Here is a 15,192-nt window from a genome sequence, read left to right on the forward strand (position 1 = left end):
GTCAGGCGACCGTGCCCCAGACGAGGTTCCCCTTGTGGAACGTCGCGGTGCGCGGAGAAATGCGCGCCACCGCCTCGGCGGAACAGGAGGCGTCCACCAGCACAAAGCTGGCGTCGTCCTGCGCTTTCGGCCAGATGCGTTCACCTTTATCGTTCAGCGGCAGCACGTCGCCGGTGGCGATGCCAAGCGCGCGGGAGAGCGTCTGCTCGTTCGGGCGAATATAGAGCTGGGCGTACAGATTAGCTTTCTCCAGCATGTCCCCGAGACCGTACGGTGACCAGTGGTCGATCACGCTGTCGGTGCCCGTCATCACGAACACGCCCTTCTCCCGCAGCTGCTTCAGCGGCATGTGCAGGGTGCCAATCGGCACGGTGGAGGCGATGGTCACCTGCTGCGCCGCCATGCGGGTGGCAATCTCATCCACCTGCTGCTCGTTGAGCGTCGCCAGTGCGAAGGCGTGGCTGATGGTCAGCTTCCCCTTCAGCGCCGGCGTTTTCTCCACGGTTTCCACCATGTAATTCACCGCCGCCACGCCCGCCGGGCTGGTTTCATGCAGGTGAATATCCACCCCTTTGTCGTAGTCCAGCGCAATCTGGAACATGGTATCGAGCGATTTTTCCATCGCGCCGTCAACGCTGGTTGGGTCCAGCCCGCCCACGTAGTGCGCCCCGGCCTGCATCGCCTCGCGCATCAGCTTTTCAGAGTTGGAGAGCAGCAGACCGTGCTGCGGGAAGGCAACGATTTCGCAGTCGAAACCTGCGCTGCGGCGCGCCAGCACCGCCTGCAAATTTTCCAGGTTTTTCAGGCCGGAAACCGGCTCAATATTGCAGTGGCTGCGGGCGATGGTGGACCCTTTGGACTGGATCAGGTCGATCAGCTTTTCCGCGCGCGCCTGGGTGTAAGGCTGTAATTCCGGCAGCAGCGTCTGCTCCAGGCGGATCATGTCCTGAATGGTGGTGCCCGCCGGGCGGTTGAGCGATCGCCACGGGCCGCCGTAAAAGGTTTTATCCAGATGGATGTGCATGTCGCGCATCGCCGGAAGCATCAGTTTCTTACCCGCGTCGTAGTGCGGCAGCGCGGCGTCGGCGTGGCTGTTGTTATCGCGAAGGGCGACGATTTTACCGTCTTTGATCTCCAGCGTTTTCAGCTCGGTGCGGGTGCTCGTCGCCACGTTGCCGTCGACGTTGAACCCGGCCTCCAGCAGCACGTTGTCCAGATAGTAATGTTTTGCGGTGATGTTCATCGGTTTCCCCGTCTCGCAGGTTGCCTTTGCAGTATCGGCAGCATACGCGACGGAGCCGGTTGCGCCAAACAGCGCGCAGGCGGTGACCATTTTACCGCTCTGGCTGATAAACTCGCGGCGGCTTTTGTTTTCACTCATCTTATCTTCCTTCATTAACAATGTGGGTACCCGTTTCACCGCGCAGCGCCGCGGGCAGGCAGTCCGGCGAGGTGATGATCACGCGCCTGCCGCCGTGGCGTAAAAATGCCAGCGAGGCGACGATTTTGGGCAGCATGCTGCCCGCCGGGAAGTGGCCTTCGTCCATGTAGCGCGTCATCTGCGCCACGCTGACGATGTCCAGCGCCTGCTGTTCTGGCTTGCCGAAGTTAATGCAGACTTTCTCCACGCCGGTGGTTATCACCAGCACGTCGGCGCAGATCTCGCGCGCCAGCAGCGCGGTGGAGAGATCTTTATCGATAACCGCATCGACGCTCTGATAATCCCCCTGCTCGCTGCGCACCACGGGAATGCCTCCGCCGCCCGCGCCGATGACCACAAAACCCTTCTGCGTTAGCGCCTTAATCGCATCCGCCTCGACGATGCGCAGCGGCTGGGGTGAGGCCACCACGCGGCGATAGCCCCGGCCTGAATCCTCGACAAAATGCCAGTCCGGGTGCGCGAGCTGTAGCTCGTCGCGCTGCGCCTCGCTGAAGAACGCGCCGATCGGTTTTGTCGGGTGCGTAAAGCCGGGATCGTTTTTATCCACCTCCACCTGGGTAACGACCGTGACCGCCTTCTGCTCGCCGCGCGCCGCCAGGCGGTTGTTGAGCGCCTGCTGGATCAGGTAGCCGATGCCGCCCTGGGTATCCGCCACGCAGTTTGCCAGCGGGGTCAGCGGCAGCCCTTCCCGCTCGTGGGCGATCTCGGCGCGGCGCAGATCCAGCCCCACCTGAGGTCCGTTGCCGTGGGTGAGGACGATGTCATAGTCGGAGGCCAGCATTTCAAGCACCGACTCGGCCACCGCTTTGACCGCCTGCGCCTGATGCTCAACCGACTGGCTGGCGTTGTCTTTGATGATGCTGTTGCCGCCGATGGCGACGACCATAAGCTCTTTCATACGTTTTCCTTCGCAACGGTAACTTCAGCGCTCGCAACTTCGCGGCTGTCGAGGAAATGCTTCACCACGAACATCCCGCCCATCATCAGGTAGGCCGTGACGAACATCAGGGAACTGCCCTCGGCAAAGCCCACCACCGGCGCGTGGATCACGCCAAACAGCGCCAGCAGCGCCCCACCTGCGGCGGCGACGGCCCCGCGCAGCGGTTTGTTGATGATGGCGAAGATAGCGATACAGCCCCAGAGCATGCTGGCGAGCGGCGCACCGTTGCCGAGGTGCATCAGCCCCTCGTAGTAAATCCCTTTGCTGTGCAGCACGTCGGTGCCAATTTTCGCCGCGCTGGTTCCCGCCGCGCTCATCACGCTGTTCATCATGGTCAGCGCCCAGTTAGCGATCCACGGGAACAGGCAGATAAAGATGACGGGCACCTCCAATTTCGGCGTTTCCCGCACCACCTGGTTGGCGGTGACGACGCCGATAAACACCAGAATCGGCACGATAGCGGTCATCGGTATGATGGCGAGCATAAAGGCCCCCAGCCCGAACAGCGGCACGATGAACATGGTCACCCCGGACGCCAGCGTGTAGCCGATGCTCGCCCCCATCGCCTTCCAGCCAGGATGGCCCACGTAGACCGTGACCGGAAACGGGTTGCCCATCAGGCAGCCAAGCATGGAAGCCAGGCCGTTTGCCAGCATTACCTTGCGGGTCGGGTACTCATCCCCCGCCGCGTGGGCGCTTTCAATGTTCTCCAGGTCAAAGATGTAGTTCGCCAGCCCCAGCGGTACGGCGGACGCCAGATACGGCAGCGCGTGCGGCAGGCCCTGCATAAAGCTGTCGACGTGAACCTCCGGCGGGTTAAAGCCGAAGGAGGACATAGACGCTTTAATGGCATCCGGGCTTTGCAGTCCGGAAATCCACGCTAATGCCGTTCCGGCAATCAGCAGCAGCAGCAGGCCGGTCGGGATTTTGGCGAAAATCGGCTTTTTACCGAACCAGTTAATGAAGATCAGCAGCAGGACGATGAACGACACGGTGGGCGCTTCGAACGCCTGCAACATCGGGTTCATCGCCAGCAGCAGCAGGCCAAGACCGGACAGGCACGACAGCAGCACGGTACGCGGGATCATCTTGCGGATGGTCTCACCCAGGAACGAGCCGCCCGCCAGGATCATCGCTTCCACGAAGCACCACACCAGGCCAATCTGAATCGCGAAATCCGCATCCCCGGTTTGCTGGTAGACGGGCATCAGGACCAGGAAGGTCACGGTAAAAATCGAGGGTGCGCTCGGGCCGGACGGCAGCGCGGTGACGTCCGTACGTCCGGTGGCGCGCGCCATTTGCAGGCCAAACCATGTGTAGCATAAGCTCGCTACCAGCACCGCCAGCCCGAAGGCCGGCGCGATGCGTCCATAAACAATCTCCTTCGGGATGCCGACGACAAAAATGAGCAACCCCATCATGGTCAGCAAATTGGTCAGGTTGTTGGTCATCAACCCGAAATAGGCTGCCCAGTCACCTCTTTTCCACTCCAGTTTCATGTTTTTCATGGATGCATGCCTTATAAAAAGTAGCGATCGCGGAAGGTCAACAGCGCCTTTTCAAAACAGCTAAACGGCGGGTGAACGATGCCCGCCCCAATCATGCCGATGCCCGCGTCCTTGTGGGCTATGGCGGTGTTGATCACCGGCAGAATGCCGCTGCCCGCCACTCTGGTGATGTCGATGGCGGTTGGAATGCCCATAAACGACAGCAGCGGAATGGTGACGTTCGGGTTCTCGCCGAGGGTGATTTCGCGCATCTGGCGGGAGAAGTCGATGGCTTCCTCCACCGTGCCGCCCACCAGCGCAACGATGGCCGGCGCCGTCGCCATCGCAAAGCCGCCGATGCCGTAGGTTTCGGTGATGGCGCTGTCGCCAATGTCCAGTCCGGAATCTTCCGGCTTATAGCCTGCGAACATCGGGCCAATCACCTGTTGCGCCGGACCGGTAAACCACTGCCCCGGCAGGCCGGAAACGCGCAGGCCGAACTCGTAGCCGTTGCGCGCCATGGTAGTCACGACGGTGCTGTACTCAATGCCGTGGGCGGCATCCAGCGCGGCTTTACACATCGCCATCCACGTCGGGCCGGAGAAGTAGTCGCTGCTGGCGACAAACTCGAACACCTCACGCTGCTGCTCCACCGGATAGCCCGCCTGGATCAGCCCCGGCGTCAGGGCCTGGATCAGCAGCGTGGTGCCCGCGTTGTTGCGGTTGTGGCACTCGTCACCCATGTGCAGCGCCTGGGCCAGCATCAGGCGCAGGTCGATTTCGCCGATGATGTTCATCGCGTCGCGCAGCATCGGGCCGAGCACGTCGCGCATCCAGTTCAGACGGTCGATCACGCTCTGGTCGTTAGCCCCCATGCGCAGGATCTTCGCCATCTGCTCGCTGAGGTTGGTGAACGCCCGGTTGCCGTAGGTTTTGTTCTCAACAATGTGCATAAACATTGACGCGGAGGTGACGCCCGCCATGGAGCCCACGCAGTCGTGCTCGTGGCACGGCGAGAAGGTGATCTCCCCGGAAGCCGCCAGCCTTGCGGCATCCTCCAGATCCGTCGCCAGCCCTTCAAACACCAGCGCACCGGTAACCGCGCCCTTCATCGCCCCGCACATGTTTGTCCAGGAAACCGGCGGACCGGCGTGCAGAATGGTGGTGCGGGTCATGCCCGGCACCACGTTAATCGCCTGGTCATAGCCCACCAGCACCGGATGGGACTGAATAATGCGCTCAAGGGCGATTTTGTTCGCGGCGGCGATCTTCTCCGCCAGCGGTTTCTCTGCCAGCTGGTCGAGCGCCTCCACCACCTGCATATTGCCCTGCCCCGGCGGCGTCCAGTCGAGCTGGGTCACGGGAACGTGCTGCTTTTTGAGGTCGTCGCTGAACATCGCAATGCCGACGTTAATGACGTTAAGCGGCTGGTTGAATAAAGTGGTCATTATGCTTTCTCCCCTTTGCAGACAAATTCGCGTGCCAGTAATCCGGTGTTGGTGCTGCTGCTGGCCCAGATGACGCCTGCGTCGGTCAGCCGCTGGCACTGCTGCGCCAGCGATTGCGGATCCTGGTCGGTGCCGAGCACGTAGCCGAGGATCTCCAGCGGACGGTTATCGGCTTTCGCAATGGCCTGTGCCTCTTTGATCGCCTCGATCATCACCCCCACCGGATCCTCGTGTGCGCCAAAGCCGAGCACGAAGTCCATCACGATGACGCCCACCTGCGGATCGCGCGCCTCCTGTAGCAGGCGGCTGATGCGGTTGGTCGGGTCAATCATTGGGTGCGGTTTGCCGTTGGTGAAGTCGTCGTCACCGAAGTCAAGGAAGGTGTGGGCCTGGCTGACGCTGATGTCCTTCAGGCGCTTAGCCGGATCGGGCTGGATATTGCTCCAGACATCGTCGAATTTCGCAAGCGCGGCGAACATCGCTTCGTCGCACAAGGTGCCGCCGCAGAACAGGCCGCGAATGTACTTCTGCTGCGGCGTCAGGCGGGCGCGCACCTCTTCAATCAGCGGCCAGTTGAGCGGATGTAAATCCAGCGACTCTTTTTTAACGCCGGTGAGCAGCACCGCTTTGAGCGCCGCCTCTTTGGTGCCACGGGCAAACTGCAAGCCGTCTTCATCGGCGGGCGGGTCGTTGCGGCCAAGGAAACAGACGACCACGGGCTTGCGGCAGGCGCGCGCGCGGGCCAACACTTTCCCGGCCACCGCGGGTGCAGGCGGCTTGGAGATGAGCGCAATCACCTGGGTGCCCTCATCCGCCTCAAGCATGTCAATGGCGTCGAGCATCATCAGGCCGCCGATTTTCTCGCTGAGATCGCGCCCGCCGGTGCCGATCAGCTGCGACACGCCGCCGCCGAACTCGTGAATGCGTACGCTCAGCTCCTGGCTGCCGGTGCCAGAGGCGCCCACAATCCCAATCGGCCCGCGACGGACCGCGTTGGCGAAGCACAGCCCCGCACCGTTGATGATGGCGGTCCCGCAGTCCGGCCCCATCATCAGCAGCCCTTTCTCATGCGCCAGCTGCTTCAGCGCCAGCTCGTCGTCCAGCGACACGTTATCGGAAAAGAGCATGACGTTAAGATCGTTTTCCAGCGCCTGACGCGCTTCGCGGGCGGCAAAGGTGCCGTTGACGGAAATGACCGCCAGGTTGCTGTCCGGGCGATGGGTTTTGGCGCTGGCTATCGTCGCGTAGCGTGCTTCATGGGCGCCGCTGCTCGCTTTGCGGGTAAATAAGGCTTCTATTTCCGCCAGCGTTTCATCGTTCGCCGCATCGCCTTTAATCACGATCATCAGGTCGCCATTTTTAGCTTCTGCTAATTCCGGCGTGAGCAGCCCGAGATTTTTCAGAACGCCTTTATTCATTTCCGTCGCCATCGCCACAAATGCCTGTTCGACGCCCGGCAGTTTATTGGCTTTGGTGGAAACCGACATTAAGGAAACCGAATCGAAATACGTGTTCTTTTTTATGACGATTTTGGTTGGCATTATTTTCACCTGTTTAAGATAAAAGGGGGCCGCCGTCGTGCTAAAAGCACGTCGGTAACAATGCGTTTTTGATTAATGGCCAGCCGGAAAAGGCTGGCCAATTGCGCTATGCGCCTGCCGCCAACAGCAGGTCTGCTATCGCGTTGAAGCCTTTTTCCCGCGCCAGTTCGAGCGGGGTTTTGCCGTATTTATCGGTCATGTGCGGATTCGCGCCGTGATCCAGCAGCAGCTTCACAATTTCCTGCTGCTTTGCGCCGCCGTCGTTTAACACGATGGCTTCCAGCAGCGGCGTCCAGCCGACAAAATTGGTGTGGTTGACGTTAATATCGGTTTTTTCCAGCAGTTCGCGCACGATTTCAACGTGCCCTTTTTCACTGGCAGGGGTTATACCCACGCCGCCAAAACGCGTCAGACGGTCGAGATCCGGCTCCGCTGGAAGAACAATGCGCAGCAGGGTTACATCATTGGTCAGGCAGCTAATCAGGAAGGGGTTAAAGCAGGTCTGGTCCTGTTTATCAATATCCGCCCCAGCGGCAATTAAAAATTCTACGCAGGCGTAATGCTTTTTCAGGCTGGCAATAATAATGGCGGTTCTTTTCTGGCGGTTGGTCGCGTTAATATCCACGCCTTTCTTCAGGCAGGCTTTTAGCGCATCGATATTGCCCTCTTCTGCCGCCAGCAGAAATTCTGTAACCAGTGCAGTTGCAGACATATTAAGACTCCCTATGTGTCACTTCTGATGACCTGAGAATAGCAACAGGCTGTTCATAAAAGAATCCGCTTAAAAATGATTCATCGACACGCAATTCATTGTTGAGTTAAATTCAACGGTCAGGCAAAAACGTGCGTCTGTGCAACCTTTTTCTTATGTTTTACCGCGTTCAGGCACCTCAGGCTGCATTATCCTTATGGCTGAAAAAGCCTTACATGACGCGGATCTGCGTGAAAAGCCAGAACTGTGACCCACTTCAAATATGATGTAACGGCGCTGTTAAAATATGTTCAAAACTGATGGTCACCCGGAGCCATAATATGAATTCCATCTTTACCGAAGAGAATTTGCTGGCCTTCACCACCGCGGCGCGTTTTGGCAGTTTTAGCAAAGCTGCTGCCGAGCTGGGCGTGACCACCTCCGCCATCAGCTACACCATTAAACGCATGGAGACCGGGCTGGACGTGGTGCTGTTTGTACGCAACACGCGCAGCATTGAGCTGACCGAATCCGGCTTTTACTTTTATCGTAAAGCGACCGACCTGCTGAATGACTTTCACGCCATCAAGCGCGGGATTGATACCATTTCGCAGGGCATTGAGACGCGGGTGCGCATCTGCATTAATCAGCTTTTGTATACGCCACGCCATACCGCGCGTTTGCTCCAGGTGCTGAAAAAACAGTTTCCCACCTGCCAGATCACGGTGACGACCGAGGTGTACAACGGCGTCTGGGATTCCATCATTAATAATCAGGCCAACATTGCCATTGGCGCGCCAGATACGCTGCTGGACGGCGGCGGCATTGATTACACCGAAATAGGGGCGATCCGCTGGGTATTTGCCATCGCCCCGACGCATCCGCTGGCATTCGCCCCGGAGCCCATTTCCGAAAGTCAGCTGCGTCTGTATCCCAATATCATGGTCGAGGACACTGCGCACACCATCAACAAGAAGGTCGGCTGGCTGCTTCACGGCCAGGAGGCGATTCTGGTACCGGACTTCAACACCAAATGTCAGTGTCAGATCCTGGGGGAAGGTATTGGATTTTTACCGGAGTATATGACGCGGGAGGCGGTAGAGGACGGGCTGCTGGTGACGCGGCGGATCAATAATCCGCGCCAGGACTCGCGCATGCTGCTCGCCACGCAGCATGCGGCGACCGGTCAGGTCACGCGCTGGATCAAACAGCAGTTTGGCCCCGAGGGCGCGCTGACCCGGATCTACAGTGACTTACTGTGGCGTATTTAGCTTTTCGTCTGAACCCAAAACGCGTGGATAAGGCCCGGGAAGTAACCCAGGATGGTCAGAAGGATATTCAGGATGAACGCCCAGCCCAGTCCCTTGCCAAGCAGCACGCCCAGCGGCGGGAGAATAATCGTAAAAACAACACGCCAAAAACCCATAAAAACTCCGTGCAAGCTAACCAATTGAAAAGTATAAAAGACACAACTCTAAGCGTAGCCAGTTTACGGGTAACTGCCATTCGGCACTCGCGCTTTTACCTGCCTTTACCCTCTTTACAGTGGCTTAAACCTTGCCTTAAATGCTCTACTGTTCTGAAAATGACCGTAAGGAAACACAATGTCTCTTCCCCTTATTACGCCCCGGCAGGCAAGCGCGCTGATTGCAGAGGGCGCTAAACTCATCGATATTCGCGACGCCGACGAATTTGCCCGCGAGCACATTCCGGCGGCGCACTCCATCCCGCTGGATTCGTTACCCGGCGGGCTAAACCCAGCGCCGGGAGAAACGGTGATTTTCCACTGTCAGTCCGGCGCGCGAACCTCAAACAATGCCGCTCGTCTTGCCCGGGCAGCCTCCCCTGCAAACGCCTTTGTGGTTAAGGGGGGTATTCAGGGCTGGAAGCAAGCCGGGCTGCTGACCGTTGAAGACAGATCGCAACCCCTTCCGCTGATGCGTCAGGTGCAGATCGCCGCCGGGCTGCTGATCCTCTGCGGTGTGGTGCTGGGTTACAGCGTCTCCAGCGCCTTTTTCCTGCTGAGCGGTTTTGTGGGCGCCGGGCTGCTGTTTGCCGGTGTGACGGGTTTTTGCGGCATGGCGCGACTACTGAAAGTGATGCCGTGGAACCGGCGTACCTGATAAAGGGTATTTGCAAGATTAGACTGTACCCCGCCCCCGGACGTGGGCTATGGTGAAGATCATAACAACGTTAGGAGGTGCTATGTTTTCTGTCGGCGATTATGTTCAACCGCGTCAGGGCGGTCCGAAACTGAAAGTGCTCGAAGTGAATGGTGAAAATATTGTGGCCGTACAGGCCAGCAATGAGCAGGGCGAGAAATATAACCTGAAAGCGGCGGACGTGGTTCTTTACTCCGAAGAAGGTGACTTTGGCGTCTGCTGAGTCAATAACCGGGCGGAATACACCGCCCGAATTATCATCAGATCAGAAAATCGTCCAGAGATTTACCGTTTGCCAGCGCGTTCGCAATGGGCTTTGGCGTACGTCCCTGACCGGTCCACGTTTTCTCTTCACCGTTCGCATCGATGAAACGATATTTCGCCGCACGCGCTTTACGTTTTTTAGCCGGCTGGCCCGCATGAGCCAGTTCACCGCCTAACAGATCGCTCGGGGAAATACCGTCAGCCTTCATCAGTTCCAGCAGAGCATTAATTTTTTCCTGCTGCTCAGCGCGTTGACGCTCTAATTCAGCCTGCTCGCTGCGTTTTTCTTCCGTGACCATCCGGACTTTTTCCAGCATTTCTTCCAGAACATCCATGGATAATTCACGCGCCAGCGCCCGGAGCGTACGGATATTATTAAGATTCTGTAACGTTAAAGCCATAATAATGAGAAACCTTTCTTCGTGTGTATAACATAAATCAGGCAACAGAATAATTGATTTTTGTTCTGATATCTACCCATCCTGTCGTTTTGACATTATTGTAAATGTTTTAGAATATCCCGTTAATATAACCCGGAATTATCCGTCAGTTATAATGCGTAATATACCGTCCTGCACCTGGTCAAAAACGCCTGTTTAAAACCGTTCATAAAACCGCCCTTAAACGCTCGTACAACAAAGGTTTCACGCGTGCTCAGATAAGCTAATCGATTGATTTCTTTTAACAAAAACGTTGATGGGAAAGAAAATAACGAAGCGCGCAAAAAACAGACAACTTTAGAGAATTTTATGGACAAAGCGCCACTAAATAAAGATTAATCACTACTTGTTAGTTAAAAGCCAGAGAGATACGCTATACACTCAAAACAAACCAACCTAAAGCACTAAACGCCGCAGGTAAAACGCCACTTTTTTGTCCTGTTCGAGGAGTTCAGACATGTTCTCACCGCAGTCTCGCCTGCGCCATGCGGTAGCGGATACTTTCGCGATGGTCGTTTACTGTTCCGTCGTGAACATGCTGATTGAAATATTTCTGTCGGGAATGTCCTTTGAGCAGTCCCTCTCGTCGCGCCTGGTGGCCATTCCGGTGAATATTATGATCGCCTGGCCGTACGGATTGTATCGCGATGCGGTGATGCGTTATGCCCGGCGTATTAGCCCGGCAGGTTGGGTAAAAAACCTGGCTGACGTGCTGGCTTATGTAACGTTCCAGTCCCCGGTGTATGTGGTTATTTTGCTGACGGTGGGCGCAGACTGGCATCAAATCGCCGCCGCGGTAAGTTCGAATATCGTGGTATCAATGCTGATGGGTGCGGTGTACGGTTACTTTCTCGACTACTGCCGTCGCCTGTTTAAAGTCAGCCCCTATAGCCAGGCCAAAGCGTAAGGTGAGGCGACTGGCACATGCCAGTCGCAGAGTTATTGTACGTCGCCAAACAGCCCTTTCAGGAACCGCTCCAGCGCCATACGCGAGCTGAAACCGTGCGGAATACCATAATGTTCATGCGTCTCGCCGCCTAAATAGAGCGGAAATTGCTGATAATGATCGCAGGTTTTAATATCCGAGGCGGGCTCAGCAAATGACAGGCTTCTGTCTTTCAGTGTCGGGTGAATAATGAGAGCAGTACGCCCCATTCTTGCTTCACGGTTAACGTAAACATAATTCTCGCCACGGCGATATCCGTACGCTTTTGATGTTACCTCATCCATGGTGAACCCTTCTTTTTCAAGAACGCGCGCCACCTCATCGGGTCGTAAATACATATCTCTTCCTCATTATCATACCTGCCGGGCAACCTTACAGTATTCAGCATTAGCAGGGCTTTCAGAATATTCCATAAACTGCCCGATAACCCGTGACTGGCTTCAGATATTAAATTTCTGAACTAAACTAAACGGGAACACAAATTATGGAGGATCGTATGTTTAACAGACCGAACCGAAACGATATTAACGACGACACACAGGATATTCGTAATGATGTCAGCCAATTAGCGGATACGCTGGAAGCGGTGCTGAAATCCTGGGGCTCTGATGCGAAGGATGAAACAGATGCCGCGAAACGTAAGGCTCAGTCTCTGCTGCGTGAAACGCGCGCAAGGATGAATGGCCGCTCACGTACCACCCAGGCGGCCTGCGACATGGCCAGCTGCGCCACCACCTTCGTACGTGAAAAACCGCTGTGTACGCTGGGAACGGTGGCGGCGGTCGGTATTTTTGTCGGCGCCCTGCTTAGCCTGCGTAAGTAAGCGCGAGTTCTTAGCCCCGGTTGCCCCTGGCGCCGGGGCTTTTCTTTGCCGGAAAGCCTGAAAAACATGTACAGCCCGCCCTGCCCCGCCGGGCTCATCATTAGGGCCTTATCAATCTAAATTTCCCATATCTTGTGTGGTTGAAACTTATCGCAACTACATCTAGTATTCCCTTTAGACAGACACACACAACATGACGCGTTTACTCGCGCCGTTCTCTCATTCTAAATGGAAATACGAATCATGAGCATTATTATTTACACTCGTAACGATTGTGTTCAGTGCCACGCCACGAAACGGGCGATGGAGAGCCGCGGCGTGGCATTTGAGATGGTCAATCTTGATCAGGTGCCCGACGCGGCTGACATCCTGCGGGCGCAGGGTTTTCGTCAGCTTCCGGTGGTGGTTGCCGGTGATACCAGCTGGTCTGGCTTTCGCCCGGACATGATCAACCGTCTTGCCGCTCAGGCCGTCAGTGCATGAGCAGGCTGGTCTACTTTTCCAGCAGCTCGGAAAACACGCTTCGGTTTATGGAGCGCCTCGGGCTGCCTGCGATACGCATCCCGCTGAACGAGCGGGAGCGTATTCAGGTAGACGAACCTTACATACTGGTGGTGCCGAGCTATGGCGGCGGTGGCACCGCTGGGGCCGTTCCCCGTCAGGTGATCCGCTTTCTGAACGATCCCCATAACCGACAGCTGATTCGCGGCGTGATTGCGGCGGGCAATCGCAATTTCGGCGAGGCCTTTGCCCGCGCCGGGGATGTCATCTCTCAAAAATGCGGCGTGCCGTATCTCTATCGTTTTGAACTGATGGGGACACAGCAGGACGTAGAGAACGTGCGTAAAGGAGTGAACGAATTTTGGCAACGACAACCGCAGAACGCGTGATTCAGGCGACGCCGGATTACCACGCATTAAACGCAATGCTTAACCTCTATGACCGCGAGGGGCGCATTCAGCTCGATAAAGATCGTGAGGCGGTGGACGCCTTTTTTGCCGCCCACGTACGCCCGAACAGCGTTGCCTTTGACAGCCAGCGGGAACGTCTCGACTATCTGGTAAAAGAGGGATATTACGAAGAGCGCGTCCTGACCCGCTACGATCGCGCCTTCGTGGAGGCATTGTTTGCACATGCGCACGCCAGCGGTTTTCGCTTCCAGACGTTTCTTGGCGCATGGAAGTATTACACCAGCTACACCCTGAAAACCTTCGACGGCAAACGCTATTTAGAAAGCTTTGAAGACCGGGTGGTCATGGTGGCCCTGACGCTGGCGCAGGGCGATGAAGCTCTGGCCGAAAGACTGACGGAGGAGATCCTCTCAGGCCGCTTCCAGCCTGCCACGCCAACCTTCCTTAACTGCGGCAAAGCCCAGCGCGGCGAGCTGGTCTCCTGCTTCCTGCTGCGTATTGAAGACAATATGGAGTCGATTGGCCGTGCGGTGAATTCGGCGCTACAGCTGTCGAAACGCGGCGGCGGCGTGGCGTTTCTGCTCTCAAACCTGCGGGAAGCGGGCGCGCCGATCAAACGCATCGAAAACCAGTCCTCCGGCGTCATCCCGGTGATGAAGATGCTGGAAGATGCCTTCTCCTACGCCAACCAGCTTGGCGCACGCCAGGGTGCGGGCGCGGTTTATCTGCACGCGCACCACCCGGACATCCTGCGTTTTCTCGATACCAAACGTGAAAACGCCGACGAAAAAATCCGCATCAAAACCCTGTCGCTCGGTGTGGTTATCCCGGATATCACCTTTAAGCTGGCCAAAGAGAATGCCGACATGGCGCTGTTCTCGCCGTATGACATTGAACGGATCTACGGCAAAGCGTTTGGCGACGTGGCGATAAGCGAGCTTTATGACGAGCTGGTTGCAGACGATCGCATCCGCAAGAAGTACATCAACGCCCGCGATTTCTTCCAGACGCTTGCGGAAATTCAGTTTGAGTCCGGCTACCCGTACATCATGTACGAGGATACGGTTAACCGCGCCAGCCCGATTGCCGGGCGCATCAACATGAGCAACCTGTGCTCGGAGATTTTGCAGGTCAACAGCACCTCCACCTATGACGAAAACCTCGACTACGCGGACATCGGCAAAGATATCTCCTGTAACCTCGGGTCGCTGAATATTGCCCACACCATGGATTCGCCAGATTTTGGCCGCACGGTGGAGACCGCCGTTCGCGGGCTGACGGCGGTATCGGACATGAGCCACATCCGCAGCGTGCCGTCCATTGAGGCGGGCAACGCCGCGTCGCACGCCATCGGCCTGGGGCAGATGAACCTGCACGGCTACCTGGCGCGGGAAGGCATCGCCTACGGCAGCCCGGAAGGGCTGGATTTCACGAATCTCTATTTCTACACCATCACCTGGCATGCGCTGCACACCTCAATGATGCTGGCGCGCGAGCGCAACCAGCGGTTCGCAGGCTTTGAGCAGTCGCGCTACGCCAGCGGGGAATATTTCAGCCATTATCTGGAAAGCGACTGGCAGCCGAAAACCGAAAAAGTGCGCGCGCTGTTTGACCGCGCCGGCATTACCCTGCCGACGCGCGAGATGTGGCAGCAGCTGCGCGACGACGTGATGCGCTACGGCATCTATAACCAGAACCTTCAGGCGGTACCCCCGACCGGCTCTATTTCTTACATCAATCACGCCACGTCGAGCATTCACCCGATCGTGTCGAAAATTGAAATTCGTAAGGAAGGCAAAACCGGGCGCGTCTACTACCCTGCCCCGTTTATGACTAACGACAATCTGACGCTCTATCAGGACGCCTATGAGATCGGGCCGGAGAAAATCATTGATACCTACGCCGAGGCGACAAAACACGTGGATCAGGGGCTGTCGCTGACGCTCTTCTTCCCGGATACCGCCACCACGCGGGATATCAATAAGGCGCAGATTTATGCCTGGAAGAAAGGCATCAAAACGCTGTACTACATTCGCCTGCGCCAGCTCGCGCTGGAAGGCACCGAAATCGAAGGCTGCGTGTCCTGCGCGCTGTAAGG

At 57.0% G+C, this 15,192-nt stretch carries 17 protein-coding genes; 8 read left to right on the forward strand and 9 right to left on the reverse strand.

Annotated elements, in window-relative coordinates:
* Position 1: 1 nt before the first annotated feature.
* The 6 genes from N5C09_RS18600 to N5C09_RS18625 all read right to left on the reverse strand — a co-directional run bounded on the left by N5C09_RS18600 (position 2) and on the right by N5C09_RS18625 (position 7,569).
* Positions 2-1,381, reverse strand: a complete 1,380-nt coding sequence (locus N5C09_RS18600) for an amidohydrolase family protein (protein ID WP_279749637.1) — start codon at positions 1,379-1,381, stop codon at positions 2-4.
* 1 nt (position 1,382) lies between these two features.
* A complete protein-coding gene (locus N5C09_RS18605; RefSeq protein ID WP_279749638.1) occupies positions 1,383-2,339 on the reverse strand; it encodes a carbamate kinase family protein in 957 nt (318 codons plus the stop codon).
* Entirely contained in the window at positions 2,336-3,889 is a 1,554-nt protein-coding gene (locus N5C09_RS18610; protein ID WP_279749639.1) for a xanthine permease, read from the reverse strand. The genes N5C09_RS18605 and N5C09_RS18610 overlap by 4 nt, the downstream gene beginning before the upstream one ends.
* Before the next feature lie 11 nt (positions 3,890-3,900).
* On the reverse strand, positions 3,901-5,316 hold the full coding sequence (locus N5C09_RS18615; RefSeq protein WP_279749641.1) for a DUF1116 domain-containing protein: 1,416 nt from the start codon (positions 5,314-5,316) through the stop codon (positions 3,901-3,903).
* A complete protein-coding gene (gene fdrA / locus N5C09_RS18620) occupies positions 5,316-6,857 on the reverse strand; it encodes an acyl-CoA synthetase FdrA (protein ID WP_279749642.1) in 1,542 nt (513 codons plus the stop codon). The genes N5C09_RS18615 and fdrA overlap by 1 nt, the downstream gene beginning before the upstream one ends.
* 106 nt (positions 6,858-6,963) lie before the next feature.
* The gene (locus tag N5C09_RS18625) at positions 6,964-7,569 is read right to left on the reverse strand and encodes an ankyrin repeat domain-containing protein (protein ID WP_063451824.1); all 606 of its coding nucleotides are present in this window, start codon (positions 7,567-7,569) and stop codon (positions 6,964-6,966) included.
* 320 nt (positions 7,570-7,889) lie between these two features.
* Between N5C09_RS18625 and N5C09_RS18630 the strand changes: the two genes are divergently transcribed.
* Positions 7,890-8,819, forward strand: a complete 930-nt coding sequence (locus N5C09_RS18630; RefSeq protein ID WP_063869462.1) for a LysR substrate-binding domain-containing protein — start codon at positions 7,890-7,892, stop codon at positions 8,817-8,819.
* Here N5C09_RS18630 and N5C09_RS18635 read toward each other — a convergent pair.
* Positions 8,816-8,974 (reverse strand): YqaE/Pmp3 family membrane protein, encoded by a 159-nt coding sequence (locus N5C09_RS18635; RefSeq protein ID WP_003862203.1) that lies wholly within the window; start codon positions 8,972-8,974, stop codon positions 8,816-8,818. The genes N5C09_RS18630 and N5C09_RS18635 overlap by 4 nt on opposite strands.
* A gap of 178 nt (positions 8,975-9,152) precedes the next feature.
* On the opposite strand from N5C09_RS18635, the gene N5C09_RS18640 reads away from it, so the two are divergent.
* Both N5C09_RS18640 and N5C09_RS18645 read left to right on the forward strand, forming a co-directional pair.
* A complete protein-coding gene (locus N5C09_RS18640) occupies positions 9,153-9,671 on the forward strand; it encodes a rhodanese family protein (protein ID WP_279749643.1) in 519 nt (172 codons plus the stop codon).
* A gap of 82 nt (positions 9,672-9,753) precedes the next feature.
* A complete protein-coding gene (locus tag N5C09_RS18645; protein ID WP_063451827.1) occupies positions 9,754-9,933 on the forward strand; it encodes a hypothetical protein in 180 nt (59 codons plus the stop codon).
* A 37-nt stretch (positions 9,934-9,970) separates the two neighbouring features.
* On the opposite strand, the gene stpA is transcribed toward N5C09_RS18645, so the two are convergent.
* Positions 9,971-10,375 carry a DNA-binding protein StpA gene (gene stpA / locus N5C09_RS18650; protein ID WP_063869457.1) on the reverse strand — a complete coding sequence of 135 codons (405 nt, stop codon included), beginning with the start codon at positions 10,373-10,375 and terminating at the stop codon, positions 9,971-9,973.
* A 496-nt stretch (positions 10,376-10,871) separates the two neighbouring features.
* Between stpA and alaE the strand changes: the two genes are divergently transcribed.
* Entirely contained in the window at positions 10,872-11,321 is a 450-nt protein-coding gene (gene alaE / locus N5C09_RS18655) for an L-alanine exporter AlaE (protein WP_063869455.1), read from the forward strand.
* Between the two features lie 32 nt (positions 11,322-11,353).
* On the opposite strand, the gene N5C09_RS18660 is transcribed toward alaE, so the two are convergent.
* Complete coding sequence (locus N5C09_RS18660) at positions 11,354-11,698, reverse strand: DUF2002 family protein (protein WP_006811693.1); 345 nt, start codon at positions 11,696-11,698, stop codon at positions 11,354-11,356.
* A gap of 158 nt (positions 11,699-11,856) precedes the next feature.
* Here N5C09_RS18660 and N5C09_RS18665 point away from each other — a divergent pair, with 158 nt between their 5' ends.
* The 4 genes from N5C09_RS18665 to nrdE all read left to right on the forward strand — a co-directional run bounded on the left by N5C09_RS18665 (position 11,857) and on the right by nrdE (position 15,190).
* Positions 11,857-12,183 carry a DUF883 domain-containing protein gene (locus tag N5C09_RS18665; protein ID WP_063869453.1) on the forward strand — a complete coding sequence of 109 codons (327 nt, stop codon included), beginning with the start codon at positions 11,857-11,859 and terminating at the stop codon, positions 12,181-12,183.
* A 243-nt stretch (positions 12,184-12,426) separates the two neighbouring features.
* The gene (gene nrdH, locus N5C09_RS18670) at positions 12,427-12,666 is read left to right on the forward strand and encodes a glutaredoxin-like protein NrdH (RefSeq protein WP_063451831.1); all 240 of its coding nucleotides are present in this window, start codon (positions 12,427-12,429) and stop codon (positions 12,664-12,666) included.
* Entirely contained in the window at positions 12,663-13,073 is a 411-nt protein-coding gene (gene nrdI, locus N5C09_RS18675) for a class Ib ribonucleoside-diphosphate reductase assembly flavoprotein NrdI (protein WP_063869450.1), read from the forward strand. Before nrdH ends, nrdI begins: the two co-directional genes overlap by 4 nt.
* Positions 13,046-15,190 carry a class 1b ribonucleoside-diphosphate reductase subunit alpha gene (gene nrdE, locus N5C09_RS18680; RefSeq protein WP_279749644.1) on the forward strand — a complete coding sequence of 715 codons (2,145 nt, stop codon included), beginning with the start codon at positions 13,046-13,048 and terminating at the stop codon, positions 15,188-15,190. The genes nrdI and nrdE overlap by 28 nt, the downstream gene beginning before the upstream one ends.
* Positions 15,191-15,192: the final 2 nt, after the last annotated feature.

It is taken from the genome of Enterobacter sp. GD03975, from assembly GCF_029838645.1.
In the GTDB taxonomy this organism is placed as follows: domain Bacteria; phylum Pseudomonadota; class Gammaproteobacteria; order Enterobacterales; family Enterobacteriaceae; genus Enterobacter; species Enterobacter quasihormaechei.

Coding starts and splice junctions, on each gene's coding strand:
- nrdH (WP_063451831.1), top strand. CDS start 12,427: ATGAGCATTATTATTTACACTCGTAACGATTGTGTTCAGTGCCACGCC.
- stpA (WP_063869457.1), bottom strand. CDS start 10,375: ATGGCTTTAACGTTACAGAATCTTAATAATATCCGTACGCTCCGGGCG.
- N5C09_RS18605 (WP_279749638.1), bottom strand. CDS start 2,339: ATGAAAGAGCTTATGGTCGTCGCCATCGGCGGCAACAGCATCATCAAA.
- N5C09_RS18610 (WP_279749639.1), bottom strand. CDS start 3,889: ATGAAAAACATGAAACTGGAGTGGAAAAGAGGTGACTGGGCAGCCTAT.
- N5C09_RS18600 (WP_279749637.1), bottom strand. CDS start 1,381: ATGAGTGAAAACAAAAGCCGCCGCGAGTTTATCAGCCAGAGCGGTAAA.
- nrdI (WP_063869450.1), top strand. CDS start 12,663: ATGAGCAGGCTGGTCTACTTTTCCAGCAGCTCGGAAAACACGCTTCGG.
- N5C09_RS18665 (WP_063869453.1), top strand. CDS start 11,857: ATGTTTAACAGACCGAACCGAAACGATATTAACGACGACACACAGGAT.
- N5C09_RS18635 (WP_003862203.1), bottom strand. CDS start 8,974: ATGGGTTTTTGGCGTGTTGTTTTTACGATTATTCTCCCGCCGCTGGGC.
- N5C09_RS18615 (WP_279749641.1), bottom strand. CDS start 5,316: ATGACCACTTTATTCAACCAGCCGCTTAACGTCATTAACGTCGGCATT.
- fdrA (WP_279749642.1), bottom strand. CDS start 6,857: ATGCCAACCAAAATCGTCATAAAAAAGAACACGTATTTCGATTCGGTT.
- N5C09_RS18660 (WP_006811693.1), bottom strand. CDS start 11,698: ATGTATTTACGACCCGATGAGGTGGCGCGCGTTCTTGAAAAAGAAGGG.
- alaE (WP_063869455.1), top strand. CDS start 10,872: ATGTTCTCACCGCAGTCTCGCCTGCGCCATGCGGTAGCGGATACTTTC.
- N5C09_RS18630 (WP_063869462.1), top strand. CDS start 7,890: ATGAATTCCATCTTTACCGAAGAGAATTTGCTGGCCTTCACCACCGCG.
- N5C09_RS18640 (WP_279749643.1), top strand. CDS start 9,153: ATGTCTCTTCCCCTTATTACGCCCCGGCAGGCAAGCGCGCTGATTGCA.
- N5C09_RS18645 (WP_063451827.1), top strand. CDS start 9,754: ATGTTTTCTGTCGGCGATTATGTTCAACCGCGTCAGGGCGGTCCGAAA.
- N5C09_RS18625 (WP_063451824.1), bottom strand. CDS start 7,569: ATGTCTGCAACTGCACTGGTTACAGAATTTCTGCTGGCGGCAGAAGAG.